Genomic DNA, 26,567 nt, shown 5'->3' on the forward strand with positions numbered 1-26,567 from the left:
CGGATGCAGGAATTTATTACGTATTACCCGGTGGGGCTCAAGAGCCTGATGAAACACTAGAGCAATCTCTTCAACGCGAGTGCTTGGAAGAACTAGGATTAAAAATGATAGATTGTAAGCTGTTGTGTATTAGAGAGTACATATCCAAAAATCATGAGTATTCATTGATTATGAAAGAGGTGCACGCTTTAGATTTTATCTATAGATGTATCCCTGACTCACATATGGACCCAAAATACTTGCAGGCCGACATCGGGCAGATTGGAATAGAATGGCTGTCCATAAATGAAATCAAACGTTCATTAATGCAGACAGATCATAGACTGAGAACGTATACTTTCCCCAGAACCACTCATGATCTATTACAGGAGTTTCTGATCAAAGGGATTAAAGAAATCTATTTAAGCTGGGATTTCGGACATTGATCTGTCTGTGTTCGGCCGAATTCGGTTGTGGGGGATATGAAGTTGATGTCGTACATTACAGCGATACGCTGATTTGGACAACGGAACCATCACCATTTGCGGATAAAACGATCAAGACTTCTAATACGTCAAATTATATCAATCATATTGGAAGTGGTGCTGCGTGAAAAAAATAGCAGGAGTGAGTTTGTATTTTTTGACCGAGGCCGAGGGAGGACAGAAGGGGCTAATTACAGAGGATTTTTCAACCCCTGTTGTTTTTGATGTAGATCAGGATTTGAGATTCGGACTTTGGAGTGTCGTCGTGAAGTTACATTGTAAACCGAATGAACTCAGACAAGCTCAAGGTGAGCTGTATTATTTATTCCATGACTCTACAGAGGTGCCTCATCATCTGCTGGAACCCGGCAATACGTTTTCGTTAAAGACGAATAGGATTATTGCCAGAGGCAGGATCGAATCTATCATTGAAAAATAACAAGAAGATCATTTTATTTCTCACGGGAAAGAAGGATGATCAGTCGAAGGAGAAGCGTTAATGAAACCATTCCCAGTCCTTGAAACTGAACGAATCACGCTGAGACAATTAAGACAGGAAGATGCTGTAGAAGTGTTTAATTATTTTTCCAAAGATGAAGTGACCGAATACTATGACTTGGAAAGTTTCATTGAATTAAAGCAGGCAGCAGAGCTGATCAGCAGCTGGAATGACAGATATACCAAGCTGGAGGGAATCCGATGGGGAATCACATATTCTGCTGCAGATCAGGTGATTGGAACATGCGGTTTTCATAATTGGTCCAAGGAGCATTTCAAAGCAGAGATCGGATATGAACTTGCCCCCGAACACTGGAGAAAGGGGATCATGGCTGAAGTCGTCGAACGAGTCGTCCAATATGGATTCGAAGAACTGGGGCTGCACCGGATCGAAGCTTTTGTTGATCCAGATCATATCGCCTCTAGAATGCTGCTTGAAAAAACAGGATTTACGGAAGAAGGAATTTTACGGGATTGCTTCTATGAGAAGGGCAGATTTGTTGATGCAGTTGTATTTTCGATATTACGTAAGGAACATGAGGCACAATGAGCAAATTGGATAGAAGCCAGTCGAGTGGAGTAAAAATGAAATTCAGTTATAAACATTTTTCCTGTGATGCGGAGATGTATTACAAAGATCAGGACCTTATCGTCCGTTTTTTTGATAGAGCCAAAGAACAAGAAGAAGGCGACATCATCAATCTCGTTTTTGTTGACCCTGGATATGGCTATCTATGTGTGAAATATAAAGGAGATGCGGCTCTTATAAGTGGATATCTTGATGAAGACGTCTTTGTATCAGATGATATGGTAGATGCAGCCATTGAGTTCATCGAAGATTTAAGCCCGCAAGTTAAATACTGTTATGCCCCATATCATATTTCGCTTTTTAAAAAATCTCGATTCAGTGAATATAATGGGGAGTATTAGGAGGCAATAGATTAGAAGATAAGCGGGGTACAGTAATGGGAGTGGCGGGTACATTAAGCTGCAAGCAGTGCGCTTACAGTCAAAATGTTTTTTTGGGTATTGGTTTTAGATATATAGATTTGAACAGCATTTTAGAATGGTACGAGCAGGCAGAAGGGCGACGACACATTCGAGAATATATGAGCAGAGAAGATACAATTTTTGAATGTTATGATGGGATTTACGTCTGTGAACAATGTAAGTACTTGTTAAACGGTATATTTCTAGAGTTGAAATCGGGAGATGACATGTATACCAATCGGTATGATTGTCCCAGATGCAGCACGCAAATGCCGACAAAACCTCCTTTAGATGAGGTGGAGAGCGGGCAGCTGGACTGCCCAGCGTGTGGGGAGACAACGTTGGAAATGAACTTATACATGGATTGGGATTAATCTCTAAAGGTTTAGGGGTGATTATTTTATTGAAGACAGAAGAAGGAATCGCAGAAGTGATTAACCACTGGGACCCGCTGGCACTGCTGGCAGGTGGGGCACCGAGAAATGAATACGATCTCGAGATAAAAGAGATAAGTAAACAAGTCACGTCAGATATCAATGAATCTGAATTAGCGAGAGTCATTTATAGCGTTTTTAAAGACAAGACGGGAGTGGAATTAAATCCCCTTAGCTGCTTAAAGCATGCATTCCAGATGTTGGAGGGGAATTGTAGAAATTCAGAAGGCCAGTTTTGAACACCTGGAAAGTGATGAAGGGAGTATCCAAAGTTGAATACAGAATTTGTATTAAGAAAGGTTCCATCATCGGTTGTATACATTTTTATTCCGATCTTTATAAATGTCCTTCTTAATCTAAGCAGCTCGTATATAAATGAGGTATTCAGAATATCATTCATCTTCATGAATGGTATAGTTATTGTCATTTTAGCTGTCAAAACGGGCATTGATCTATATAAAGAATATGTTGTGGTTTTGTCGCCTGAGGGAGTATACATAAATAAGATAATCTATTCGATTGAACATATTCGTGGAATACGAATAGGGGATCGGCATGTCCATGTATTACTGTTCGATGAGAATAAAAAACGATCATTTTCAGTGAAAGGCTCCGCCAAAGACTCTGTAAGAGATGAAATAAATAAAGAAGTAAAAAGATACTGTGAGAGCTGCGGCATATTACTACAGGATAATCGAAAAATATAATGGTGTCTGCATCGCTATTGCTGCAGCGGCCATATATGTTGACATCTCAGTGATATGCCATTGGTGGGAATATGAGCCTCGTGACTATGGGTCGCGGGGCTTTCTTCGTGAGGTGCTGCATCCCCGTGCAGCACCTCACCCTTACGCGGCCTGCTGCTGAACAGCCGCGCCCCGCTTCACCTTTTACAGGATACCCCTGCACAGATACGATTTGGTGTGCTGAATTGACAAGATTGAGAGAAAATGTCATGGTTTTAGTATGAGAGATCGATTGATTCTATTAAAGGTGAGATGGCGTTCAGGGTTTGGGAGAATGCCTGATAAATCGGATAGATCAAAAACAGCTAATTTGAGGAGTGAACACGCATGGATATGAAGAGTCAGAGTGGTGATTTTCTTGGTAGAATTCAGATGGAATCACTGGAGAGTGATTATGTCGTAGATCAGATTATACGCACGCTGAAACCCGGTGATGGAAAGGCGATTTATATTGCAAATGCTGCAGAGCACCAGTTCACCCAGCAGACGAATTATGCAGCCGTTGAATGGGAGCACGGACTGGAGCAGTTGAAGGCAGCGCTGGCGGAGTGGCAGCCGCAGTTCCCAGCTCAAACGGAGATCGAGAGCATTCAGGTTTATTATGGATTCGATAATCTGACACCGGATGAGATCGAAGCTATGGCTGAAGAGAGCAGAAGCACGGGACAGCAGGTTGTGGTCCGCGATTTGCATCCAAACAACAAACTTGTAGGTGTCCGAATCCGTTATAAAGAAGAAGGTGCACTGACCCTTCATATTTTTGGCACAACCAAAAGCCGAATTTACTTGTCTGAGGATGAATTGTCTCAGGTGAAACCACTACGCGTTCGGGGCGCGGAAGCATTTTATTTCTCGAATCACGGAAGTGATCGGTTGATCTGGATTGAGGCTGGAAGCAGCGGAAAGGCGCTGCAGTATGAGCTGATGGGCGATCAGCAGTCCGCGGCAGCTTTAATTCAAATCGCTGAAGGGATGAGCATATAGTCTTAGTTAAGCACAGCGAAGGAAGGGAACAGAGATGAATAACAGAAGGTGGGCAGTACTTTCAACGGTTATCCTGATCGCAGCTGCGGTATTTATTTATCAGTATTACTTGTCCAACTCCACAAGCGAGGCAATAACAGAGAAGGTTTTGAACCAAGATGGCTATACCGTTACGCTGAGATCAGAACATATTCCTGTTGAAATTTTTGTGAAACCGGAATGGATTAACTTCAATGTCGATGAACCTATGAAAAAAGATATCAAAGCTGCCGAGATCCACAACTCGAATCTGCTGCTGGATGTGGTCAACAGAGGTAACGATATTTATTTTTCGTTTAGGACGATCTTTAATATGCACGATCCATCGGGAGTATTTATATATAATGGATACTTTACTGATGAGGGGATTAGCACACCTACGGATACTAATGTGAAATTGTACGATAAACACGGCAAAGAAATAACAGTAAGTCAGACAGGACTTGGCCCAGGCGCAGCGTTTTCCTTTGGAATTGAGGAGGAAAAGCAGAAGCTTATTAAGGAAGGCTTCTATGTGAAGTATGATGATTTTAATGTTTATAATTATATGAAAAAATAGCAGCATATCATGACTGGGTACAAGCGATCAGATGCGCCGTGCTATGAGGTGAGTGGATGGGCGTAAGGAAGAAATATAAACGCAGCATTATTCGTGCGAATCGATTATTTTATTGGTATGTAAAGCCCGATCTGGACGATGAAGGGACCATGAAATTACATATCATTTCGGAGGACAAAATGTTTATCGTCACTTATGAGGTGGGACAGTGCACTAGAGGTCACCGCGTGGCTCCAATGTTAGTGATTATCGGTAAAGAGTTTGAAGGGTGGACTGCAGCTTATAGGGGTCACCGAAGAGTTCGAACGCCCACATGGAACGATGGCGTAGTTACACCTCGATTGATTGGGGAAATCATCGACTGGTGCTCAATGAAAGACAAAGAAATCATAAGTTTGAACTGGAAAGGTGAAATCACAGCATTAGACCAACGTATTTAAAAGAGATAGAAGTCAATCATTCGACAAGTCACCGTATGTTTCAGGAGGAGTTATGGGGACAGATATTTGGTTTTATGTAGAGAAAAAACACTACCGAAGAGAGTATCAATGGATAAATGGCACCCTGGTCGAAATCCCGAAAAGTGAAAAAGAATTGAAGGACACAGCCCGTTGGGTTAGCGAGGATCACTGGAAGGTCAATCCCAACTACCATCTGTACCCGGAAGAGCGTGCTGCTCAACTCATACAGATCAATCCATATCAATTTTACAGCGGAGTGAGAAACTACGATCTGTTTGGTATTTTGTCCAATACCAGAAATGACCGTAATCTTAAGTATATAGCTGCTCCGCGAGGTCTGCCTACCGATCTTTCTCCCGAATTGCTTCAAGTGGCATTAGAGAGTAAAGACGACTTCTATGACCACAGCTGGCTCTTATTAGAAGAGCTTATGCAGTTCAATTGGGACGAGCGCTTTTATTGTGATACGTTTATGGAGTATAGACAGGTTAAACAGATCTGTTTCGATTTTATTGATGAAACGATCCCGAAGCTTTCCGCGTTAGGAGAGCCTCAAGATGTACGCGTGATTTTCTGGTTCGGATAGAAATAGTAATATGCAGCTATATTTATGGAGGGTGTTATGGACATTGTAACCAAGCAGTTGAAGCTGGAAGAGCTTAGCGATTTAAAATATGAAGTGCGTATCGGAGATTCCCAAGCCGTGCATTACTGCAGCATCATGATCTTGAAATTCATGGGTGAGTATGGTTTTGGTTCATCTGGGAATTCAGATGCTGTTTATATGTGTGCCATCGGAGAAGCAGCAGTGGAAGCCTGGGGACCAGACGGTTTGATTTTGGACTTTAGTGAGCTGGTCTACGAATGGGGCGATCTGATCGAGCGTGTTTTTGATATCGGTAAAGCCAAGTCTGGGAGAATTCCTTTTCCAGCAGCCCTTATTGTCGGAGAACAATCGGAAGAAGCGATACGGACACTGATTTGGGGTGTGTATAGTGACGAGACTATTGACGACATTGATTGGGTTCACCGAGATCTGAACAGTGCATGGGCGTTCATTGAACAGCAGTTAGCTGCATATGATCGGGATAAAAAGTTGTAGAGCACGGTATGAACCAATGTGATCGATAAAAAAAGCCCCTATTCTGGGGCTGATCTGATCAAACGTATTTTTATGACCATGAAAATAGATTAAGAATCCTGACCTAAATGGTACTTCTTCATAACCGAGTCGCGAAATGCTTCGTATTCTGAACATTCCTGTGCTGTGGCGGTTTCAGGTAAGCTGCTCTGGCTGAGGCCTTCCAAGCTGAATTTTCCCAAATTATCATTGATTAATCCGTAGTCACCATAGGTGTTTTTCATTAAAAATAGTACACTTGGTTCACCCTTCTGCAGTTCAACATACTGATTAACGGTATATTTGACATCTTCTTTCAAGCTGACAGGTTCAATAATCTTCAATTCCTTCTGATCTGAAGGGAAATCCTCGGGCTTCTTCAATATCTGCTTAATTTTGATGTTGGTGTTGGTGTGAAAGGACTGCATGGCTCCATCATCGAATGCGGTGATCACATGTTCGCGATCCTTAAACTCTGCTGCTGCGTAACCGATCACGATCAATTCAGCAAATGCATCCAGTTTATCTATCTCACTAAAGGTGATGGAGTTGGCTGGAAGATTGACGATGTTATAAACGGTTTGATCCGGATTGGATTGACCCTTTACATATCCGATTGCTCCAATAGAGATAACCAGTATACATAGTACGGAGAGCAGAACGCTCTTCTTTTTGAAAAGAGACATGATATGATCCTCTCTACGTAAGATTTACTGTAAAAAATACCCGAAGTTTGATTTCAGTTCATTATCCCTAATCAAAGATATACATTCTGTCTGTCTCGATATAGATTTTTCTCAAGTCGAAGGTGCATCCTTTTTCGGAATTCGGCTATCTATAAACCAGCCTGGTCCTTCTACATTGAGAACCTCCTGTGTATCGTAGTTGTAGGAAACGGTAATACGCTCATCCTCATGTCCCGTTATGTGACCGTATAGGTATAGGCGTGAATGGATGGACGGGGCATCCATATCGTGACTTGTTACTATAAAGTCCGCATTATAGTATTTTTTTATGTACTGAACACTTATTGGTGCGGCTTTATCTATAATAATTTGCTTATCTGAGGTAGATATACCAGAACATCCCCCTAATAAGAATAAAGAAATAAGTATGGTCAGAGCCAAAGGTTTTATTTTCATAGGCGTTAATTCTCCTTTTATGGAAATAAACTCTAGTGATACTTTAATACAAATTATTGTAATAGATCAACCGGATTCAAAAATGAAAATCTACAAGGAATCTTAAGGAGGAGCCAATGAAAACCATCGTGTACATGATCAGACATGCGGAGTCACCGTATAACGAAGGAACGGAAAGAACAAGAGGACTTACCTTGAAGGGCAGGATGAATGCGGCCAAAGTAACCGAACTTTTAAAGAATGAAGGGATACATACGATCATCTCCAGTCCTTATGCCAGAGCTGTCCTCACTTTGGAGGGACTGGCCGCAGCTTTGAAATTGGATATACAGATCATAGAGGATTTACGAGAGAGACATTTTTCCGATGAGTTTATTGCCGATGAAGACTTTACGTCTGCTGAGCAGCAGATGTTTGAACACCCCGATTATGCTTTACCTGGAGGGGAGTCGAACAGGGTCTGCCAGAACAGAGCTGTGGGTGTATTGAAGCAGATTTTAGAAGCGTACCCGGGGAAAAAAATAGCGATCGGCACACACGGACATGTGATGACGCTGATGATGAATTACTTTGATTCGAGTTATGGATTGCATTTCATGAATCAGAACAGCAAACCGGATATCTACCAATTACAATTTGACGAAATGAAACTAGAGAAAGTGACAAGACTGTGGTAAGGATAAGGCAGCGTAGGTAAAAAGAGAATTGAAATGGGAACGCTTGTGCGCAAATGTGGATGTTGGTAAAATATAGATATCATTGAATGTAGAGAGGAAGACCCCTATGACATTACAAGATTTGTTTCAGGAAAAACCTACAAAACTGTGGAATGAAAGAATGGTCAAATATAAAGATGAGATATTTACAGAAGAGAGATTACAGATGTCGGATCGCGCCCTGGATCACTTTTTAAACCAGTTAATTGCAGTTCAAGATACGAAAGCCTCCGAGCGAATTATGAAGGCTGTAGAAGAAGTTGTGGTTGCCTTTAATAAAATGAATGAGGACAACGATTATTTTATCGAGACGATGGAACGGGAGGAATTGGCTGGTTTTATCGATAAGGCTGCAAGGCTGGCTGGATTAATTCCTCAAGAAGGTGAAGATATTACGGAAGAATGGAGAGAGTGGTAGTTGGAATTGGGCGATGAACGAGGAGAGGAGGCAGTATAGTGGAACAACAGGAATATGGCCGCTATTGTTTAGCGATGGGCGGAGAAGAATTTATGCCAGAAGAGGATGAGCAGGTTGAGGCAGACCATCTGTATGGATTTTTTCAGTGGTTTATGCCGACGGGAGCAGGTGTTGAACGTGTGTTTGAGCCTATTCCAGAAGGCCGGCGGTTCTTGGACAGAATACGACCGATTTATACGATGTTGAACCCCGAGGACTTTGCCGGTGAATATGTGCCAGGGTATTTCAACGGTGGAAACGAGGAGGTCTCCGAGGAAAAGCTGCGTGGTTTGGGAGAAGCGTTAATTCGAGGATTGAAGGACCTGTTCTCCATGGTGACGGAGGACGACGAAGCGGCGGACATTGCTAAGGAGGCATTACAGGATTTGAATTCTGTGAAGAAAGTTGTTGTACTGCCGCCTGGTGAAATTGGCACGTTAGAGCAAAGAGCGATGCAAGGCACAGATGAAGAAGATAGCGATGCCGTTTACGAAGCGCTTGGTGAACTTCTCAGCTCGCGCAGCGATTATGATGAAGCTATCGAAATATTAAGCGAAGCCTACTATTCTATCGCTTGCGATTATTGGGTTGCCTATTACTTGCAGTGGCCGCGTTATCAAGGTTTGCAAGAGGCGGAAAACTGCCTGTATCCATACTTTGAGCTGTACCGCTATGGTTACAATCTGCATTGGACTCAAACGAAATTATTTATTGGCAAACGTTAAGGAACGTTGGGATTGAAAAGCAGCAGTCAAACGAGCATGAGCTGAATTAGAGAACAACAAAGAAGTATGATAGATAATTAAAGTAGACTAGAGTAGCGTAGTAAGCACTCAAATATGGAGGCGTTTGTTTTGCAATCTTCGGAGCTTGCGCATCAATTTATGAATTGTTTGAATCAATTGAATGTATATGATATCTCACCTACATTCGAAACCAATATGCCCGGGTTTCACCATCATCCGTCACTCGGCATTGTGGAGAATCATCGCAACTTCTGCCATCATGGGTACTATGCACAGACGTTGATCATATCAGAGCACACGGGATCGCATGTTGATGCTCCTATTCATTGTAATGGTGAGCAGGCAGCGATTGATCAGCTCCCGGCGGATTGTCTCATTGGTCCGTACAAGAAATACGATCTGGCAAACTATGCTTTGGAAGCAGGCAAACCAGTTGGATTGAGTATGATCCAAGAGGTAGAGGAGCGGGATAACTTCACACTGCGGGCGGGGGATATTGTGCTGATTGACTTTGGCTGGGATCAATATTACAAGCCGGACGCAGGCGGCAAGGAAAGAGACTGGTGGGGAAAAAATGAACCGGGTCTAACCCGTGAGGTATGCCAGTACTTTTACGAATCGGGAATTAAAGCCATCGGAGCTGATACACCGGGAGTAGACATCTGCATGGTGAATGGCGAAATTCTGAGCGCTCCAGGTCATGTGGAATATTTTTTGCCTAATCAGATCTTGATCATGGAAGGGTTCAGCCGCATGGATCAGGCTCCAGCAGCTGGCATATTTATGGCACTTCCTCTGAAAATTAAAAATGGATCGGGTTCGCCGATTCGCCCGATATTACTGGCTTAATTCCCTAGAAGGTTAGGCAGAGGACGGGAGATAAGGAGTTTTTCGCTATGAAAATAGAACCGACGAAAGAGTTTGCTTGTACGCTGGGTGTGATGCTTGGTAGTAAGTTAATCTGGTACAAACACTTTCAGCTTTTTTGCGATGACATTATCCTGGAATACGCGAAGCCGCCATACTGGATCATTGAATTAGCCACGGTGCGTTATCAGGGTACCGCTATTGAAATCGTGAATAAGTATATCCGCTCTGAGCCTTTTATTACTTATTATAATAGTAAACATTGCGATCAATATATTGCCTGTTTGTACATCAAATATACAAGAAGAGAGTTATCCTGGGCGAGCTTGCTGCTGGAAGCAGGTCAGTATGCTGATGGTTGTGAAGCTGTAAAGGAACCTTGCGAATATTTTTATGAATTATTGACGGAATATGAGGCAGAAGAATTCGATATCGAGCTGGAACATAAACAAAGAGAAGAAATTCAGGATAAGTTTCGAATCGAGATTGATGAAGTGCAGGAGATTTATGATGTATTCCGGGTGTATTTCAAACAATATATTCAGAAGGAAAGAGAAGCATCAAAACCATAGAAGGGGACATGCTGCATGATAGAGCGATATAAAACGCCTCAAGGGAGACAGCTCATATACGAGTCGTATGACAAGCTGCTGCAGTCGTATGGCGTATGTGTTGAAGAGAAACGTATGGAAACAACCTTTGGACAGACACATGTGCTTACTGCTGGAGATTCGCAAAACCCTCCGCTGCTCCTCTTCCATGGCACCGCTGATAACGCGGCGATGATGTGGATCTACAATATGAATGAGTTATCTAAGAAGTTCTTCGTGATTGCCGTCGATTCGATTGGAGGATCGGGGAAAAGCGAACCGAACGCCGAGTATTATCAACGTTTTGATCAGGTGAAATGGATCGATGATATCATGGATGCTTTCCAGCTCCACGATTCGTATATTTGCGGTGTATCGTATGGCGCTTACCTTTCCTATTTTTACACACTCAAGAGACCTGATCGAATTCGAAAAGCGATGTGCCTGGCGGGAGGAATTCCTTCAAGTTCGTTTGAGGTATTCTCTAAAATGGTGAAGGCCTTCATGCCTGAAGCACTGTTCCCATCAGAGAAAAATTGTGAGAAGCTGCTTCGAAAATTGAGCGGACCTAACTATGCAGTCTTTGCCGAGAATGAAGAATTAATGAGACATTGGTATTATCTGCTGAAGTATTTCAACAACAAATCCATGATGAAGCACAAGATTGAGATGGTTGATGATTCAGAACTCGCCATCTTGAGAGACAAGGCCAAGTTCCTAATCGGAGAATACGACATACTCTCTAACTATCCAAGAGCCATACATAAGCTGGAACGTAACGGCCTGAATTTCGAAATCATTCGAGATGCAGGTCACGCTATTAACCACGAACAGGCGAATCTGGTGAATCAGAAAATTGTTGATTTTTGGTATGCATGAATATTAAAAAAGCTAAACCAGTTCTAATCATAAGGATGATCATATGAAGCGAGGACTCATTATTTTTTTGAACGGAGGTGTCAAGTTCGGGAAAGACCAGTATCGCGGAGGAAATGAAGCAACCATTAAACTGTTTTCGGATATGGGTTTGAATGTCATCGTGGATACGGTCATCTCCAATGACACGAGAGCAGAGTAGGGTTAATCGCGCAGCTGGACTTGCTCATTCTCAATACGACTACGTCTACGCCTATGATGAATACGATCTGGAAGTGAGCACGGAAGAACTCAGTGCAGCTGCATGTGCCGATATAATACTGCAATACATGCAGGCTGATCAGAAATACTCGGCATTTAAGAAAATAAATCGAAGAGACTAAAGGAGATGAAGGGTGATGGGTAAAGAACTCTCAAGATCGTTTGACATTGAGGTATTGAATAGGGAACTTAAGCTCGTAGGCCTGTGTGAGACGGGGAATTTTCCAAATGCGTTCCCTGAGCTCGCGGTTAAGGTTCAACGTGCATTCTGGGATCGTAGAAAGGAAATCAAACATGGAACAGATTACGAAGTGTTGTTCAGCCCTTTTATGTGTAATGGCATTATAGCTACCTATTTTGGCTGTGTTGAGGTGACGGAGATTGCGGATGTCCCAGAGGGAATGTTGGGTTTTGTACTGCCAGAAACCACATATGTCAAAGTGCTGTGTACAAATAAAACCATTGGAGAAGGTCACGATAAACTTCATGAATGGATCAGGCAAAATGGATATGAGCCTCAATTATACGGTTCAAGTCAGATCGAAATTTATTATATCGATGAAGAAGCAGATGAAGAGCCAGTCGAAATTCTCTTTCCAGTCAGCAAAGTCAACCCGTAATATAGAATAGAAAAGATGATAACAGTTCGGAAGGTATGGATTCCCTGGGGGAGGGAATCCATACCTTCCTTTTTGGAACAAGTTCATTGATGCATCAGATATGAAGGCTGCTGCTTTTATACTAACCAAGCGACTTGGCTGCCTTTGAGCGGCTTTTCGGGTGACTGTGATGACGTTTCATCATCAACATGTGACCTTTCAGCTGCAGAACAAACCGCCCGTTATACGGGTGGCTTTGAACTCTCCTAGATAACCGATAGATAACGGCAATGCTCAGGTGGAGCGTAGAAGTCGGCTGTGTTATTGCAAGTGCGGATTCTCGGTGCTGCTAAGATGTGGTGTAATCGCACCCATTTAAATATTTTATTGAGATATAGAATTGTTCTATAAGTTAATACGTTGTCATGTGCAGAACCATCTCAGCCAGATTCGCAGAATCAAGCAAAAGTCGGTTGAAAAGCAGGTGCAGTAATGGGAAATGCGGTAGTGAGAGCTTTGGGAATACAGGTATCCGTTATGTCTGGTGAAGGACATGGTCTGGAATTGAATAGGAAGTGATCTGGAAGAGTTTAATATGGCTGCACATGAACGTCAGGGATTTGGCCAAATTTTTCTTTTAGCATTGTCATGTCCTAATAAATAGATTTCAGAAATATTCCCATACGTGTTAGAGAGTGAAATGTTGAAGTCCTTATGACCTCTAACCGGAAGTTTGCTGCCTTTAATTTGAATGAATAATGAATGGTTATGATGTGAGATGTTGTAACCGTGATATCTGCTGATACTGTCTGCGAATCCACCTTGGATCGTAATGAGCTCAGAAGAAACTTCCGTTTTCGTAACCATAATCTCTTCTGGATCAACAACCTTGTTTAACATATAAAATCCAATGACAATAGGAAAAGCAATAATGACAGCGGTGAAAACTGTAACGATATAATTCCTTTTTAGCCGCATACTTATGATTCACCTCAGAGTTAGATGATATGAATCGATGTCTCTATCATTATGGGGGGATCGATTCTTTGGTTTTAAACAAAGGCCTACATAGAGTATATAAGAAGTTGAACGAACCTCCAATCTGAACGACTTATCTCCCTATATTCACGACTTTCCCGGTCCAATCGGACTGGCTGACTGCCGCACGTACCAGCCCATCAGCACAATCTGTGAAAGGAAGTGCAGCAATTGGATTGATGCGGGCGAGTGGGCCGGCCGTATAATCCAATTTCCCTTCCGCATACTGAAGCACGGATGCACGCATGATGACCCATTCGAGATCACTTTGGATGAGCGCTTGTTCCGCAATATGTTTATCCTGAATGGCCTTCCAAAAAATACGGCGCATCAGACGTACGGCGAGACTGTGAATATAAGAAAGCTCTCTACCATCGCTCAAATTAATGCCGCTCTGCATCACAATACGTTGAACCCCTGAACGCTGACAGGCTGCAATGATATTTGGAATTCCCTCAGACATAACCGTACCTGGTGAGAGATTAGCCTTCATTGTAAGTAAAGAGGCGCTGAGATTACCCATCCCCTTTTTGGCGGAAGCAGCTGATACATTGAGAGGGGGGCCTATACAACTGATGACAGCTTCTGCCCCTGAAATCGCTTGAATCATAACAGGTAAATCGAACACATCTCCTTTTCTAACTGTAAGTCCTTCTGTTGGAGCAATGGCTTCGGGACGACGAGCAACGGCAATAACTTCATGCCCTAATGCAAGGGCACGTTCGATCACTTTTTTTCCCGTTCCTCCGGTAGCCCCAATGACTGCAATTTTCATATGGTTAAACTCCATTCCTTACTGCGCATTAGTACACAGTAGTGTATTATTTATCATTTATGTATAATGGTATACATAAATAAAAATCTTACAATGGCTAAAAAGCTGGATTGCGTGCAATTGTGCACAGATGCTTTAGAAATGCGTATTAACAATGAAAAAAAGGGTGATATGAAGTGGTTAAGGTGGATCGAAGGATACGAAAATCCCAAGAGGCGATCAAAACGGCGGTTACTGAACTGATGATGAACAAAGATTTTGATCATATTACGATCCAGGATATCTCCGACAAAGCGGATGTCAGCCGCAGAACGATCTATCTTCATTACACGGATAAATTCGATCTTCTGAATAAACTCATCACAGAGCATATTGAGAATTTGCGTGAAATCTGTGAATCTACGGAGATGGACACGGGTTATAACAACATGGTATTTATGTGGTTTGAGTATTTTGAGAAGCATTTTTTATTTTTCTCCGCATTGCTGGCGAGTAAAGGCGGTTCTTTTTTTCGTAAGCAGTTTCTGGACTTTTTTATCGATGAATTACAGAATGGGAAAAATGGGAACGAGAGCGTTTCAGGTGCTAAGAACACCGAATTATTGAAAGATCAACTTGTGGAGGTTCAGTTTGTGGGGGGAGCAATCATTGGGGTCGTGGAATGGTGGTTTACTCATGAAAAGCCTCTCCCACCTTCCGTGATGGCTGAACGTATAGGAGCCATGCTGGAACGAAATCTGGATACGAATCCTTAAAAATATTCCTTTGAAGGAGATCAACGATGAATCCAGAAAAGCATATTCAACAAATGTTACATACTATCATTGAGAACACACAATCCATCATCAACGATAATCAGAAGCAATCCTTCGGCTCTCTGGAATATTTCCTGGGACATATTCTAGAGTATCGCGATGAGAAGCAATACCTGACAGAAGATTGGCAGTTCCGCACACCACGCTGGCTGGGGGAGTATGGCAATACACCGGAGGAAGAAGAACTTCTTGCAGACATTTACCGTCTACAGGCTTATATTGCTGAGAAATTAAAAGGTGCATAGTGGATAGACAAACACGAATCATGATGTCGCATTAGTCCGACTGAAATGTCGCAAAAGTACATGGTAACACGATACACAGATCGTTTATACTCTCTTTATGTTTCGATAATGAAAATCATTATCACTAGTATGCATAAGGGGGATTTACAAATGAAACAAGGAACAAAGGAGCAGGCGGCCGGAAGCAAAGGTTATGCTGCTCACAAATCACGATTACTCATGGGCTTGATGCTGGCCCTGATTCTAGTCCTGACGGCGTGCGGTACCGGAACGGGTACAGATAGCGGTAAATCATCTTCCGGAACATCAGCGGAGACACCTGCGAGTACGGAGACGAAGACCGACGGCGCTTTTCCAGTAACAATCAAGGGTATGAAGGGTGATATCACTCTAAACGAAAAACCGAAGAGAATTGCAATTCTCGATGTTAAGTTTTTGGATCAAATGTTAGCGGTTGGCGAAAAGCCGGCAGGTAGTGTTATCGCTGGAGGAAACACCGATTTTCCTGAATACCTGGGAGACCAGCCGAATGGCGTAGAAGTTCTGGGTACACGGGACGAGCCTAACCTGGAAGCGATTGTAGCGCTCGACCCGGATTTGATTATCATGACCGACTTTCAGGAAAAACAGTATGAGGGCGTAAGCAAAATTGCTCCTACCTTAGTACTTGATTTCTACGAAGACTGGCGGGATACGTTAGCTGCAGTTGCTAAGATTACAGACAAGCAGGACGAGGCAGAGAAAGTGCGTACAGCGTATGAAGAGAAAATCGCCGGGCTGAAAACACAATTGTCAGAGAAGCTGGGCGATGAAACGGTGGCAATCATTCGTCCACGAAAAGAAGGCATTCGTGTACACGGGATTGAGCACCGCATTGGCGGTATTCTGTATAATGACTTGGGACTGAAGATGCCTGCTTTGGTTCAGGAGATTAATGAAGATGGTTCCGTTGAAATATCGATGGAAAAGGTGCCTGAGATCGGGGCAGATCGTTACTTTGTATTGTCAGACGAATTGTTTGCGGCAGAAGCTGAGGCGATGGTGAACAATCCGGTATGGAAGTCTTTGGATGCTGTGAAAAATAACCGTACTTATGATGTGAACTCTACACTTTGGATTGCATATTACGGACCGCTTGCGATTAATCTGATTGTAGATCAGGCATCGGAAGCCCTGCTCGGATCGAACTAACATGAGCCGATATCTCTCGACAGACGTATGGAAAGAGACGGTGGAGGATCATTCGATTTTGCTTGGCGAGCCGCCTGAACATAGTGTCCGCAGCATTGCGCTGAGTGAGCTTCATGACGAAGAGGCGTGCCGAGAGTACATCAGCTGGTTTCAACATTATATCGATGCACCAGACATGAAGGTTGCCGCTTCCATGTTAGCCAAGCGACTTGGCTATCTATGGACGGCTCCGCTCGTGACTGCGATGACGTTTCATCATCAGCATGTAACCTTTCGGCTGGAGAACAGCTTTCTCTATCATCCGAAACTCGAAGAACATGAGGAAGGGACACGATTTCCTTATCTAGCGGTGAACGAGCTTCGGGCTGAGGAATGGACGGGAGACAGACACGTTTGGCGGGAAAAAGCAGTCCATGAGATGTTTGCGGTACAGCTCACACCTTTGTTAAAGACACTGGCTGCAATTGCGCCCCTTTCGATGAGTATTCTCTGGGAGAATATTATGGTGCGGATCGGCCGACTATTCGCTCCTGATGAAGGTGAGACGGAGCAGGAACGTAAGATCATTCGAGAGGACTTCGCCTATCTGACGCAGGTAGCGTCCGGGCAGGTGTTTGGTGAGAGGAAGAATCCGTTGACCCGTTTTACCGAGTGTAAGGACAATGTACATGCTGCCAAAAGTGAGCGCATCACCTGCTGTTTCTATTATCAGATGTCAGGGGAATATTGCCTCAAATGTCCGAAAATTGACAATGAGAAAGAATCTCAACTACAATGACAACAGCAATGATTATACCGATGCGATTGTCAGGAGATGAGAGAAATGCCGCTGCAGGAACAGACAAGTGGTTGGAGTGATACAGCAATCAAGATGCTGGACGGATATAGCGGTACTCTGCAGACAGGCAGCGTTTTGCACGAAACAAATGTAACTTCTAATGTGCTGCTGCTGGCATACGGAGGGGAAGGGGAGCTTGCAATGGATGGCGAGGGTTGCCACATTGGAGCTTCTTTTGCCTGTCATGCGGTGAAGGGATCATCCTACACGCTGACGGCCAGATCAGAGGACATTCATTATATTGTGATCAAGTACAAGGCTTCTTCCATGGAGGGAGCCTCTATTGTTATGCCTTCATACCGCAAACACCCGCTGCGCAGATCCTTTGTGCAGAGCTCGGCAGCCCACGCGGAATGGATCGAAAACGCGGAAAAAATGGTAGCCAAATGGCGCCGCGGCGAAGGACTGGAACGATTCTATGCCAACGCGTTGCTCCAAGGGATGATCTACGAGTTGATCATGGCGTATGAACGTGGTCAGGGGGGAGCGGAGTCTGACATGGTGGATGTGGTCGCTTCCTATATTGCGTCGCACTATCGTCAGAACCTGGAGTTGAAAGAGCTGGCTGCCCTTGCGGGCTGCAGCGTACGACAGCTGCAGCGCCGTTTCAAACAAGAAAAGCAGCTCGGACCGATGGAATATGTCATTCAGCTGCGCATGGAAAGTGCTTCGCGGATGTTGCGTCATACGGATGCTTCGATCGGTGAAATTGCGGACAAGCTGGGCTACCGGGATATGTATTATTTCAGCAGAGCATTTAAAAAGTATTACGGCGTTCCTCCGCTGCATTACCGGCATGCCGCCGCTTCGAGAACGGAGTCAGACTATGCGAATGCCTTATTGCAAAACCGCACCGCTTCTTCCTATGAATCAGCCCAAGGCCCGGTCATCTGTCATATGCAAGGAGAGTACACCGTCACGGAAATGCCCCAGCGTATCGCTGTCCTTGATGTGCAGTATGCCGATCATTTGCTTGCGCTGGGCGTGTCTCCGGTAGGAAGTGTCGGACTAGGAAGCAGCGTGTTATCTTTCCCCCAGTCCCTTCGGGCAGGACTCCAGCACACCGATTTACTAGGTACATATGAATATCCCGATCTGCCTGCGGTAGAACGACTTGCCCCGGATCTGATTATCTGTACCGAGGTACATGAGCAGTATCTTGAACGATTAAGTGGGATCGCTCCAGTGCTCATGTTCAAACGTAATGAAAACTGGCAGACGATTCTAAGCTTGTTCGGTGAACTGACAGGCAAACGAGCAGAGGCCAAGCAGATTATTGCTGACTATTTTCGCAGAACGGCTTTGCTGTCTGAGGAATTAGCTGCAGTATTGGCAGGCAAAAGTGTGGCTCTGATCCGTCCGCTGGATTCGCTCGTTCGAGTGCATTCTGCGGCTCATCGCACAGGTGCTGTGCTGTATCGCGATCTAGGTCTGCCCGTTCCGCTGTTTGTCGCAGATACCTCCGACACGGCCTATCACATCTCGGTTGAGAGATTACCCGCAGTGCAGGCGAGTCACTACTTTTTGCTGAGTAATGAACTTATGCAGGATGGGATATCTACGACAGAGGAGCGGGTTTTGGGAATGCTCGGTGAAGGCGAAGAGCAACGAGTTCATTCGGTGGATGCGGCAACCTGGATTGGTTGTTATGGGCCGGTGGGGATCAATGGGATTGTGGATCAGGTTGAGCAGGCGTTGTTGGGATGAGGGGAGTTGGTGGTTTTACCCGTTTGCAGCGAAAGATAGTACGTTCATTTTTTGAAAAGTTGATAGGTTTCAATTGTATCGCATGGCCGTCGGATTCCCTTAAGGATGAAGAAGGGCCTTTGTGTTAAATGAAGGTTCTTTTGCTTGCATCTTGTATAACACAGTGTATATCTAGTATTCAAAGTTCATTGAATCGATTGTATAAGGGCTTAATAATATTAATAAATCTCCTTTATTCACCAATTCACTTTCACAATTGTAACAATATGGGTTATCTTTTACGAAGTTCAGGCACGAGTGAGATAGAATATGTTGTAGTGAGTAATGCAAAATAATAGATACTATAGGAATTCAGTTGACAATTACGAGGTGATTTAATGAGAAAAAATATCGCAATAATTATCCTTATGGCCGGATTGATCATAAGCATGTATTTTAATTATCAATTCAAAGAGTACAAAGAAAATCAAGAAGTTGATTATGCGGTTAAACTAAATCATGGAATTCAAATCGGGATTAAATTATCAATCCAGAATTTTGATTATGTCATTAAAAGTTTAGAAGACAATTCTTCAAAGGAAACAGTTATATTCACATTAGGCAATCTAACAGAATCTTTGAAAGTGGGGGAAGAGTCATTTGTATTTCTTGATTCTGATTTCAGGGAAGATGGAGGATCATCAACCTATCTAATCTATAATGTGTTTAGAGATATTTATGGTTATATAAGAGCAGATATCAAAGATGATATTTTAACAAATAAGGTATCACTAGAAGGAGAATCGAGAGATCAATTGATTAAGGATATAGGATTGCTTAAACAAGATTTTGAGTATTTAGATAGTCAATTTGACGAGGATTTTCTGAAGGGGAAAAGTCCTGAGTGGATTGAAAACAAATGGAGAGAGTTAATCGGGGAGATTGTAAATAGAAATAAGAATTTTAAGTTGTATGAAAGGATTAGAACGAAACATAATCTGTACGAAAGCTAGACAATACATATTGGAAAGGGCTTAGGCAGATTCCACAGATTACGATAGCAACTGCGCTTGAACTTGCGAAAGTGGAGCTGCAAGATGTGACTGCCGAAGGAATAATTATCCAGAAAAATGAAAAAAGAGGATCATTATAATTCCAGGTATATTTTCAGGAGAGCATTTAGTTCGATGGATCGTTGTAAAAATATAATCCAACGCTCTATTTGGAATCTGATTTCTCGGATATTCCTTCAGGGAGCGATAGTGTCTTAATACTTAAAGGATCGTAGTTCACGAAAACAAATACCTTCTTTTTCTTATCGCCTTCAATATAGCCGTGGAGGCCTAACGACTTGCTTAGATCGGGAGGAGAAAATTTATATTCCGTAAAACGAACGGTTACCCCGTATTTTTCGAGAACATAATTTGCAGCGAACTTCTCGGCGGAGGATACAATCGTCTTTTCCTCTTCTGAGGCACAGCCTCCAAGCATGAGAGAGGAGATAATTAAGATTACAAACAGGAAGAAAGGTTTTCTCAAAAAGGGACACCTCTGCTTTCTTTAAACAAGGAATAAATGTACATATAGTTGTATTGTCACTAGTTTACATAATCATATTGAAATGTTCAAATTCAGGAGGTATTTAAGCAGAAGGATTACATTAGTGATGAGGTGTGTGGACAATGCTTGATACCAGTGAGCAGCAATATGTCCACTCCGTCGATGCAGCAACCTGGATCGGTTGTTATGGGCTAATCGGGATCAATGGGATTGTGGATCAGATCGCACAGGCATTGTTGGCTTAAGAAGTAGCTTTATGATGATAAGAAACGTCTAACTCGTGGGGACTGTCCCATAAGTCGTAAACAATTAGGCATTGCCCCATTATTTAAAATGATAAAATCAAAAGATACCGTTCCTTGGTAAAGTGGAAGTGTTTCCGCAGCCACATACCACAGGAGACGGTTTTTTTGTGCATTTATAATAGTATGATTTCACTAACTTTACGTCCCAACCCATGAAAAAGAAAAGCAGTGCTATATCTTTTGCAGCATAGTCGCCTCCAATAACTAAAATGTGAATAAGGCGGTGTAGGCCTTATTCACGCTAGGTAATGCTGAAAATTTTGAAATCGAGATTGTTTGATGCATATGCATTACATACAAATATAACCATATAAAGTCTATATAAGTAAAATTAATAAAAATTAACAATTATATTACATTTAACTGATAATTCATAAAGTGATGCACGAAAGTTCGGAGAAAATATCTCCATTCAGTTGAATGGGAATGTGGGGTACTTGCAGATTGCCCACAGCTTGTGCGAGGAGATTGGAACAATTCCAACACATTTAGCCTGATGATCCTGTCCATGTTATGTCGTTATATGGACGCGCATTATCCTGGCTCGTGAATCAGCCTTGCCTCAATGTCAGCTCGTTCGGATCTCTTAAACATTTTAATAGACACCATCGCATCCACTAAGATGTTGCATGCCCACAGAAGTTCGGCGGTAATCTGATTAACTTTGCGAATGACTTCTTGTGTAATATACTTAGTATATTAATATTATGATGTCAGGGTGGTCTTGTGGAATTGCATTTATACGAGCAGATATATGTCTATATTGTACAAGAGATCAAAGAAGGTCGATTAAAAGAAGGAGACCGAGTCTCTTCTGAAAAAGAGTTGGCGGAACAATTTGGCGTCAGTCGTATTACATCTAAAAAGGCTCTGGAGAAATTGGCCGATTCCGGGGTGATCAAACGAATACAAGGAAAAGGTTCATTTGTGGCCGATAGTATCATTGGGGGACAAGAACCGAAGCACTATTCAGAGGTAAAAACGACCTTGGTTCCTGAGGATGATAAACGGTTGATCGGTTTTATTATACCGGATTTTTCTGACGAGTTTGGTCTGCAGCTTCTTAGATCGATGGAAAAGCGGAGCGCTGAGCACAATTATCAACTCATTATCAAGCGAACTTGCGGGGATCGGGATGAGGAAAAACGTGCGATCGACTTATTTATTGGTTTGGGCATCAAGGGATTAATCGTGACTCCCATTCATGGTCAACACTATAATTCGGAACTGCTTCGGCTTGTATTAGATCGGTTTCCGATTGTTTTGGCCGATAGATATCTAAAAGGAATTCCGGTTTGTTCGGTATACACAGACAATAAGAAAGCAGCCATGGATCTTACGCGACATCTGATTAGCCAAGGCCATAAAAAAATTGCCTTTTTATCTCCGCCGGAAGAGAACACTTCCACATTGGAGGAAAGGCTGCTCGGATATACGTTTGCCTTCACCCAGGAAGGGATGAATTTGAACAAAGATTATGTATTGACGAACTTGAAGGGCACCCTTCCTATGAACATAAATGGAACAGCGATTGAAAGTGATAAAGAAACAATAAAGCATTTTTTGAAACAACACCCTGATGTAAAGGCGTTTGTCGCGTCGGAATTTCTAATAGCTACCATGCTGGCTCAAGTCATCCACTCGATGGGGAAATCTCTGGAGGAATTCGAGATTGTTTGTTTCGACTCCCTGAATGATTACTTGGGTCAACCCATCTTCACTCATATTAAGCAGGATGAGAAGCAGATGGGTGAATTGGCAGTGGATAGGCTAATCTCTCAGCTGCATGGAGCAGAAGTTCCCGAGCTGAACATTATTGAACATCGTATGGTCGTGAAAAATAACACATAGGGTGAATACAAGCTCAGTGCAGCTCAACAAAATCAAGGATATTTTTCAATGTGTCGAGAAGTCCCCAGGGGCTTTTCGGCACTTTTTTTTGATAACACAAATATGAACTTCGAAGCTTGGACCTTCCGGACCTGATATCCCAGGAAAAAGTTCTTCTAGATGTCGTCTGTCTTCTGTGAAGTATGTCGATAGCCGTTTTTCTTATGGTAAAGCTTGTTTCATATCAGGGAATGGGCTGGGAGAACGGAGATTAACGAACCTCAAAACATCGATTCACATATCTAATTATAGCCATACGTCATACCTATTCATGTCGTAATATTGCAATTGACTTAATTTGTAATGTCATATTAATATACTTAGTATATCTAGTGTAACTAGTAGGATTCTTATAACCAATTCACTTCGTTCATCATTTTCTGATTTCAAATCGTTCATATCACCAATCTTGTTAGCGCTTACATATATTATGGATTGATCAGAAAAGGAAGTGGATGCTATAGGAGTTCAAGTTAAACGAATTCATTTAACTTAAGGGGGTACTTTGAATGAGGAGATCCAAAAAAATCGCGTTTCCAATTCTTGTTTGCTTTCTGGCTATGTTACTACTTCTAACCGCTTGCTCAACGGAAGGCTCCAGCGATCCGGCGGGAGAGGGGAATACAACGGTTACGATGTGGCATGGCCTTACCTCCATTGATTTAGATAATATGAATAAAGTCGTGAAGGCATTTGAAGAGAAAAACCCTACCATCAAAATGAATTTGGTTTATACGGAATCCAGCGAGGGATCAGATCAGAAGCTGCTGACCGCAGTAGCAGGCGGCAATCCTCCTGACGTTGCACTTTTCGACCGATTTAAGGTCGGTACTTGGGCTGCGCAAGGTTCGCTGACTGACTTATCCTCGATGGCAGCAGAATCCGGAATTCGTAAGGAAATGTATTATCCATTTGCTTGGGAGGAGTCCAGTTATCAAGGAAAGCTTTATGCAATGCCGATGGATACGGACTCACGCCTGCTATTTTACAATAAGGATCATTTCAAAGAAGTAGGGTTGGATCCCGACAAACCGCCACAAACAATCGCCGAGCTAGAAGCGGCCGCCGAAAAGTTAACCATCAAGGAAGGTAAACGATTCAAACGGATCGGGTTCATTCCATGGTATTCGCAAGGCTGGCTGTATACTTGGGGATGGGCATTTGGAGGAGAATTCCAGGATGCTGCCACCGGCAAAATTACTGCAAATGATCCTAAAGTCGTTGAAGCGCTGCAATGGATGACCGACTTCGGCAAAAAATACAATGTCGAGGACATTGCCGGATTCACAAGCGCAGCTGGCACGGAGGAAATGGATCCGTTCATTTCCGGTCAAATCAGCATGAAGATAAATGGAAACTTCACGGTTAAGGGGATAGAAAAATTTAAGCCGGATCTAAATTACGGCGTTGCACCGATACCGACTCCAACGGGAACGGATTTTACGACATGGTCAGGAGGAGGCTCCGCTATTATTCCTAAAGGTGCCAAGAACGTCGCTGCTGCTTGGAAATTCCTCGAATTTTTAGGGAAAGAAGAGGGGCAAACATTATTAAACGCTGACTCTCAAATTTCCGTTATCGATGCGGTTAACGACAAATACGGTTACAAGGACGATCCGATCATGAAGGAATTTATTACTATTTTGCCCAATTCACACAACCGCCCGGTTATCCCTGAAGGACAGCTGCTGTGGAATGAGTTAGCTTCCGCTACGGAAAAGGCAACCCGCGGCAACGGTACTCCGAAAGAGAACCTGGATCGAGTAACGGAGACGGTTAATAAGGCTTTAGAAAAATACGACAAATAGGATGCTCGGTAGGCAGGGAGCGAACTTACTCCTTGCCTTTCATGAATGACAATTGGAGGGAGAATGCACATGGCGAAACCAGCCGATTCAGTTCAAGTAAGCGCAATTCCATCGGCAAGGAAACGAGCACTTCGCAGAACTAACGTGATTGGGTGGCTGTTTGCTTCACCTTGGGCTATAGGGCTGCTGTGCTTTTATGCAATTCCGATGTTCATGTCCATCTACTTCAGCTTCACGACTTACAGCATTCTGCAGCCTGGTGAATTTGTCGGAATGAATAATTATCGAGAGCTTTTCCAGGATCCTCTGTTTTGGAAATCCATATACAACACGATTTATTTTACCGTATTTTTTGTTCCATTAAGTATATTCTTCGGTGTGGCACTCGCTATGATGTTGAATATGAAAGTCAAGGGTATGGCTGTATTCAGAACGATTTTTTTCTTACCTACGCTCGTGCCGCAAGTGGCTCTGGCTGTTCTGTGGATGTGGCTGTTACATCCAAACTTCGGATTGGTTAACGGGATGCTGGCGCATATCGGTATCGATGGGCCTTCTTGGCTCGGTGGTGAGTCGTGGTCCAAGCCTTCGCTCATCTTGATGTCGCTTTGGGGTATTGGGCAAGCGGTCGTGATCTACCTTGCTGGACTAGGAGACATCCCTGATGAGTACTATGAAGCGGCCCAAATCGATGGAGCTAACTGGTTTCAAAAAACGAGAAAGGTAACCCTGCCTTTGCTCACTCCCGTTATTTTCTACAACCTTGTCATGGGAATGATCGGTGCATTCCAGCAGTTTACTCTTCCCTATACGTTGACCAAAGGGCAAGGAACTCCTGCAAATTCCATGACTTTTTACGTCATGTATTTATATGAGAACGGATTCAGGTATTTCAAAATGGGTTATGCCTCCGCCATGGCCTGGATCTTATTTATTATTGTTATGGCATTAACCGGAATTATTTTTATTACGTCTAAACGCTGGGTTCATTATCAAGGGAAATGAGGAGGGGGAAGTAAGGGATGAGTCCTATCGCGATCAAAAGAATCAATCGTGCGTTAGCCTATGTATGTCTCATTGTTGCTTCTGCATTTTTCATTACTCCGTTCATTTGGCTGCTTTCGACTTCTCTTAAACCACTCACACAAATCTTTACATTCCCGCCCGAGTGGATTCCGCAACCCATTCTGTGGAGTAATTATTCCCGTGCCGTTGAGTATATCCCTTTTTGGACGTATCTGAAAAACACAGCGATTATAACCATCGCGAGTACGCTTGGTGTGATCATATCCTGTCCCTTGGTTGCGTATAGTTTTGCCAAGTTAGAGTACCGTGGGAGAGGTATACTTTTCTTTGTAACCCTTGCTGTTATGATGATTCCCGGACAGGTGACGATGATTCCGCTATTCTTGTTGTTTACTAAATTAGGTTGGGTAGGAACAGCTCTACCACTGATTGTACCCCAATTTTTTGGAGTGCCCATTTACATTTTTCTATTGCGGCAGTTTTTCATGGGACTGCCTGATGCCCTGCGCGAAGCGGCCCGCTTAGACGGTGCCAGTGAGTTCCGCATATATTTACAGATCATGTTTCCGCTAGCCAAATCCGCTGTTTTAGCCGTGGCATTGTTTCAATTCATGGGGAGCTGGACTGATTTCATGGGCCCCTTGCTCTATTTAACCAATGAACCATCTTACACGGTTTCGCTCGGATTGCAGCAATTCCAGAGTCAAAAGGGATCCGAATGGGGTCTATTAATGGCCGTATCCACCTTGATGACATTACCTATTATTGTTCTGTTCTTTTTTCTTCAAAAGACGTTTATTAGCGGCATTACATTTAGTGGTATAAAAGGTTGAAAATCATG

The 26,567-nt window shown here is 43.1% G+C and carries 34 protein-coding genes; 29 read left to right on the top strand and 5 right to left on the bottom strand.

Annotated elements, in window-relative coordinates; all coding sequences use genetic code 11:
* The first annotated feature begins 588 nt into the window (after nt 1-588).
* From MKY97_RS07665 to MKY97_RS07705, 9 genes are all read left to right on the top strand, one after another.
* Entirely contained in the window at nt 589-903 is a 315-nt protein-coding gene (locus tag MKY97_RS07665) for a hypothetical protein (RefSeq protein ID WP_342554863.1), read from the top strand.
* A gap of 60 nt (nt 904-963) precedes the next feature.
* Entirely contained in the window at nt 964-1,512 is a 549-nt protein-coding gene (locus MKY97_RS07670) for a GNAT family protein (protein WP_342554864.1), read from the top strand.
* Nucleotides 1,509-1,892: a hypothetical protein gene (locus MKY97_RS07675; protein ID WP_342554865.1), complete on the top strand. Its 384-nt coding sequence runs from the start codon at nt 1,509-1,511 to the stop codon at nt 1,890-1,892. The genes MKY97_RS07670 and MKY97_RS07675 overlap by 4 nt, the downstream gene beginning before the upstream one ends.
* 385 nt (nt 1,893-2,277) lie before the next feature.
* A complete protein-coding gene (locus tag MKY97_RS07680; RefSeq protein ID WP_342554866.1) occupies nt 2,278-2,625 on the top strand; it encodes a hypothetical protein in 348 nt (115 codons plus the stop codon).
* 834 nt (nt 2,626-3,459) lie between these two features.
* Nucleotides 3,460-4,116 (top strand): hypothetical protein, encoded by a 657-nt coding sequence (locus MKY97_RS07685; RefSeq protein WP_342554867.1) that lies wholly within the window; start codon nt 3,460-3,462, stop codon nt 4,114-4,116.
* 34 nt (nt 4,117-4,150) lie between these two features.
* Nucleotides 4,151-4,714 (top strand): hypothetical protein, encoded by a 564-nt coding sequence (locus MKY97_RS07690; protein ID WP_342554868.1) that lies wholly within the window; start codon nt 4,151-4,153, stop codon nt 4,712-4,714.
* Nucleotides 4,715-4,770: 56 nt separating this feature from the next.
* Complete coding sequence (locus tag MKY97_RS07695) at nt 4,771-5,154, top strand: hypothetical protein (protein ID WP_342554869.1); 384 nt, start codon at nt 4,771-4,773, stop codon at nt 5,152-5,154.
* 52 nt (nt 5,155-5,206) lie between these two features.
* Nucleotides 5,207-5,761, top strand: a complete 555-nt coding sequence (locus tag MKY97_RS07700) for a hypothetical protein (protein WP_342554870.1) — start codon at nt 5,207-5,209, stop codon at nt 5,759-5,761.
* A gap of 36 nt (nt 5,762-5,797) precedes the next feature.
* Nucleotides 5,798-6,277 carry a hypothetical protein gene (locus tag MKY97_RS07705; RefSeq protein WP_342554871.1) on the top strand — a complete coding sequence of 160 codons (480 nt, stop codon included), beginning with the start codon at nt 5,798-5,800 and terminating at the stop codon, nt 6,275-6,277.
* A gap of 89 nt (nt 6,278-6,366) precedes the next feature.
* Here the strand turns inward: MKY97_RS07705 and MKY97_RS07710 are convergent, their stop codons facing one another.
* Together MKY97_RS07710 and MKY97_RS07715 are read right to left on the bottom strand one after the other, a co-directional pair.
* Entirely contained in the window at nt 6,367-6,981 is a 615-nt protein-coding gene (locus MKY97_RS07710; RefSeq protein WP_342554872.1) for a hypothetical protein, read from the bottom strand.
* 111 nt (nt 6,982-7,092) lie between these two features.
* Nucleotides 7,093-7,437: a hypothetical protein gene (locus MKY97_RS07715; protein WP_342554873.1), complete on the bottom strand. Its 345-nt coding sequence runs from the start codon at nt 7,435-7,437 to the stop codon at nt 7,093-7,095.
* Between the two features lie 116 nt (nt 7,438-7,553).
* Here MKY97_RS07715 and MKY97_RS07720 point away from each other — a divergent pair, with 116 nt between their 5' ends.
* The 9 genes from MKY97_RS07720 to MKY97_RS07760 all read left to right on the top strand — a co-directional run bounded on the left by MKY97_RS07720 (nt 7,554) and on the right by MKY97_RS07760 (nt 12,570).
* On the top strand, nt 7,554-8,114 hold the full coding sequence (locus MKY97_RS07720) for a histidine phosphatase family protein (protein ID WP_342554874.1): 561 nt from the start codon (nt 7,554-7,556) through the stop codon (nt 8,112-8,114).
* Between the two features lie 106 nt (nt 8,115-8,220).
* Entirely contained in the window at nt 8,221-8,571 is a 351-nt protein-coding gene (locus tag MKY97_RS07725; RefSeq protein WP_342554875.1) for a hypothetical protein, read from the top strand.
* A 38-nt stretch (nt 8,572-8,609) separates the two neighbouring features.
* Entirely contained in the window at nt 8,610-9,335 is a 726-nt protein-coding gene (locus MKY97_RS07730; protein WP_342554876.1) for a hypothetical protein, read from the top strand.
* Nucleotides 9,336-9,464: 129 nt separating this feature from the next.
* Entirely contained in the window at nt 9,465-10,205 is a 741-nt protein-coding gene (locus tag MKY97_RS07735) for a cyclase family protein (RefSeq protein ID WP_342554877.1), read from the top strand.
* 47 nt (nt 10,206-10,252) lie between these two features.
* Complete coding sequence (locus MKY97_RS07740) at nt 10,253-10,795, top strand: hypothetical protein (protein WP_342554878.1); 543 nt, start codon at nt 10,253-10,255, stop codon at nt 10,793-10,795.
* A 15-nt stretch (nt 10,796-10,810) separates the two neighbouring features.
* Nucleotides 10,811-11,692: an alpha/beta hydrolase gene (locus tag MKY97_RS07745; protein ID WP_342554879.1), complete on the top strand. Its 882-nt coding sequence runs from the start codon at nt 10,811-10,813 to the stop codon at nt 11,690-11,692.
* A 43-nt stretch (nt 11,693-11,735) separates the two neighbouring features.
* Entirely contained in the window at nt 11,736-11,891 is a 156-nt protein-coding gene (locus MKY97_RS07750) for a hypothetical protein (protein WP_342554880.1), read from the top strand.
* Entirely contained in the window at nt 11,872-12,072 is a 201-nt protein-coding gene (locus MKY97_RS07755; protein WP_342554881.1) for a hypothetical protein, read from the top strand. The genes MKY97_RS07750 and MKY97_RS07755 overlap by 20 nt, the downstream gene beginning before the upstream one ends.
* Nucleotides 12,073-12,087: 15 nt before the next feature.
* Entirely contained in the window at nt 12,088-12,570 is a 483-nt protein-coding gene (locus MKY97_RS07760; RefSeq protein WP_342554882.1) for a GyrI-like domain-containing protein, read from the top strand.
* A 591-nt stretch (nt 12,571-13,161) separates the two neighbouring features.
* On the opposite strand, the gene MKY97_RS07765 is transcribed toward MKY97_RS07760, so the two are convergent.
* Together MKY97_RS07765 and MKY97_RS07770 are read right to left on the bottom strand one after the other, a co-directional pair.
* A complete protein-coding gene (locus MKY97_RS07765; RefSeq protein ID WP_342554883.1) occupies nt 13,162-13,527 on the bottom strand; it encodes a hypothetical protein in 366 nt (121 codons plus the stop codon).
* Nucleotides 13,528-13,660: 133 nt separating this feature from the next.
* Nucleotides 13,661-14,362, bottom strand: coding sequence for an NAD(P)H-binding protein (locus MKY97_RS07770; RefSeq protein ID WP_342554884.1), 702 nt, complete (start codon nt 14,360-14,362; stop codon nt 13,661-13,663).
* A gap of 185 nt (nt 14,363-14,547) precedes the next feature.
* Between MKY97_RS07770 and MKY97_RS07775 the strand changes: the two genes are divergently transcribed.
* From MKY97_RS07775 to MKY97_RS07800, 6 genes are all read left to right on the top strand, one after another.
* Nucleotides 14,548-15,117, top strand: coding sequence for a TetR/AcrR family transcriptional regulator (locus MKY97_RS07775; protein ID WP_342554885.1), 570 nt, complete (start codon nt 14,548-14,550; stop codon nt 15,115-15,117).
* Between the two features lie 26 nt (nt 15,118-15,143).
* On the top strand, nt 15,144-15,422 hold the full coding sequence (locus MKY97_RS07780; protein ID WP_342554886.1) for a hypothetical protein: 279 nt from the start codon (nt 15,144-15,146) through the stop codon (nt 15,420-15,422).
* 150 nt (nt 15,423-15,572) lie between these two features.
* Nucleotides 15,573-16,613: an iron-siderophore ABC transporter substrate-binding protein gene (locus MKY97_RS07785; RefSeq protein WP_342554887.1), complete on the top strand. Its 1,041-nt coding sequence runs from the start codon at nt 15,573-15,575 to the stop codon at nt 16,611-16,613.
* Nucleotide 16,614: 1 nt separating this feature from the next.
* On the top strand, nt 16,615-17,391 hold the full coding sequence (locus tag MKY97_RS07790) for a (2Fe-2S)-binding protein (protein ID WP_342554888.1): 777 nt from the start codon (nt 16,615-16,617) through the stop codon (nt 17,389-17,391).
* Nucleotides 17,392-17,436: 45 nt separating this feature from the next.
* Nucleotides 17,437-19,158 carry a helix-turn-helix domain-containing protein gene (locus MKY97_RS07795; RefSeq protein WP_342554889.1) on the top strand — a complete coding sequence of 574 codons (1,722 nt, stop codon included), beginning with the start codon at nt 17,437-17,439 and terminating at the stop codon, nt 19,156-19,158.
* 377 nt (nt 19,159-19,535) lie between these two features.
* Complete coding sequence (locus tag MKY97_RS07800; RefSeq protein ID WP_342554890.1) at nt 19,536-20,150, top strand: oxidoreductase; 615 nt, start codon at nt 19,536-19,538, stop codon at nt 20,148-20,150.
* A 205-nt stretch (nt 20,151-20,355) separates the two neighbouring features.
* On the opposite strand, the gene MKY97_RS07805 is transcribed toward MKY97_RS07800, so the two are convergent.
* Complete coding sequence (locus MKY97_RS07805; RefSeq protein WP_342554891.1) at nt 20,356-20,676, bottom strand: hypothetical protein; 321 nt, start codon at nt 20,674-20,676, stop codon at nt 20,356-20,358.
* A 143-nt stretch (nt 20,677-20,819) separates the two neighbouring features.
* Here MKY97_RS07805 and MKY97_RS07810 point away from each other — a divergent pair, with 143 nt between their 5' ends.
* The 5 genes from MKY97_RS07810 to MKY97_RS07830 all read left to right on the top strand — a co-directional run bounded on the left by MKY97_RS07810 (nt 20,820) and on the right by MKY97_RS07830 (nt 26,559).
* On the top strand, nt 20,820-20,942 hold the full coding sequence (locus MKY97_RS07810) for a hypothetical protein (RefSeq protein ID WP_342554892.1): 123 nt from the start codon (nt 20,820-20,822) through the stop codon (nt 20,940-20,942).
* Between the two features lie 786 nt (nt 20,943-21,728).
* Nucleotides 21,729-22,853: a GntR family transcriptional regulator gene (locus tag MKY97_RS07815; RefSeq protein WP_342554893.1), complete on the top strand. Its 1,125-nt coding sequence runs from the start codon at nt 21,729-21,731 to the stop codon at nt 22,851-22,853.
* 548 nt (nt 22,854-23,401) lie between these two features.
* Entirely contained in the window at nt 23,402-24,700 is a 1,299-nt protein-coding gene (locus MKY97_RS07820) for an ABC transporter substrate-binding protein (RefSeq protein WP_342554894.1), read from the top strand.
* Nucleotides 24,701-24,769: 69 nt separating this feature from the next.
* Nucleotides 24,770-25,705 (top strand): sugar ABC transporter permease, encoded by a 936-nt coding sequence (locus tag MKY97_RS07825; RefSeq protein ID WP_251502443.1) that lies wholly within the window; start codon nt 24,770-24,772, stop codon nt 25,703-25,705.
* A gap of 17 nt (nt 25,706-25,722) precedes the next feature.
* A complete protein-coding gene (locus tag MKY97_RS07830; RefSeq protein WP_251502444.1) occupies nt 25,723-26,559 on the top strand; it encodes a carbohydrate ABC transporter permease in 837 nt (278 codons plus the stop codon).
* Nucleotides 26,560-26,567 lie beyond the last annotated feature (8 nt).

Source organism: Paenibacillus sp. FSL R7-0652 (genome assembly GCF_038595045.1).
GTDB lineage: Bacteria > Bacillota > Bacilli > Paenibacillales > Paenibacillaceae > Paenibacillus.